The organism is Roseovarius sp. MBR-154, from assembly GCF_053628595.1.
The window spans coordinates 1-1,186 of sequence record NZ_JBRJGR010000072.1; the positions used below are offsets into that span (position 1 = coordinate 1).

Annotated in this window: 2 protein-coding genes; both read left to right on the forward strand. The window is 54.4% G+C overall.

Annotation, left to right across the window (positions count from 1 at the left end; translation table 11 throughout):
* The first annotated feature begins 313 nt into the window (after positions 1 to 313).
* The gene (locus ACSSV4_RS23220; protein ID WP_454277341.1) at positions 314 to 568 is read left to right on the forward strand and encodes a hypothetical protein; all 255 of its coding nucleotides are present in this window, start codon (positions 314 to 316) and stop codon (positions 566 to 568) included.
* Positions 569 to 571: 3 nt separating this feature from the next.
* The gene (locus tag ACSSV4_RS23225; protein WP_454277342.1) at positions 572 to 991 is read left to right on the forward strand and encodes a hypothetical protein; all 420 of its coding nucleotides are present in this window, start codon (positions 572 to 574) and stop codon (positions 989 to 991) included.
* Positions 992 to 1,186 lie beyond the last annotated feature (195 nt).

Below are 1,186 nucleotides of genomic sequence, written 5' to 3' on the forward strand. Positions count from 1 at the left end.
CGTCCCACGCATCGCCACCTCCTGCTGCCGCTGCCATGCCGGAAGTGAATCATGTTCTCATAACCGCGTCGAGGGCCGACTTTTTCAGCAGCCTGCTAAATACCCTCTTCATGCCAAAACCTCTATTTCGTGCATCATGGTTTCACGCATGCACCCCCTCGGTGAAAATGGCAATGCATAAAAGGTGTGTATCACGAAATAACGCCTAAGGCATCAACTGGCTGTTCAAGCAAGAAGTTGATCTACCCAGGCCAGTTGCGACTTGAAGAGTTACACGTTTTGTGTATTTTACACATATAAGGAGATTTGAGGAATGAGCACTGTCGAAGTCCAGGCGACCGAATTCGCACGCAACTTTCCGAAGATGAAGGAAGATGTGCGCGAACATGGCGTGATCACCGTATGCAGTCACAAGCGGATGGTCGGTGCCTTTATCTCCCCCGCGATCCTTGAAGAGCTTGAGCTTCTGCGTCGACGCAAACGTGAGTTGACCCGCATAGAGGACGCTGACGACGCCTTCTTCGAAGCACTGGATCACTCGGTCGTATCCTACGACGATCAAGATTAGGATATGGCGCTCCCAAAGCCGCGGCCCGGCCTCGTCGTCGGCTATGACTTCCTGTTCAGGGAACAGGCTGATGCGGGAATGGAAAACGCCAGCAAGCCTCACCCAGCTGCAATCGTCTTGGTCGTCAAACACGATGTTCAAACAAGGGTGAGCCTCGTTGCGATCAGCCACTCACCACCCAGCCCCAGTGAAGCACCTTACCGTCTCAAGCTGACCCCGGCTGAATGCAGGGAAATGGGCCTTGATACAGGAGACCACTGGGTCAACCTGCGTGACGTCAACTCGTTCGACTGGCCTGGATATGACCTTGTCAGATCGGCGCCGGGGGGATCCTACACATATGGCATCATGTCGAAGGGCACATTTGCGCGGATCGTCGAGGCATTGAAGGCCGCTGCATCTCGCTCGATCCCGCGAGATTGAGGCATCAGTAGGCCCCAGTGTATGAGGATGAACTGCGCCACGATGATTTAGAACAACGTGTTAGGCGAGGGTTGATCGATCAGGGACCGGTGTTGAAGGCGATAGTGTCCCAGGGCGTTCTCTAATCGCCATGATCAAGAGCTGATTTCTCTGCGGTTCATTCTGCGCGCCGGGCTCTTTGGTTGTCTCCGCGGT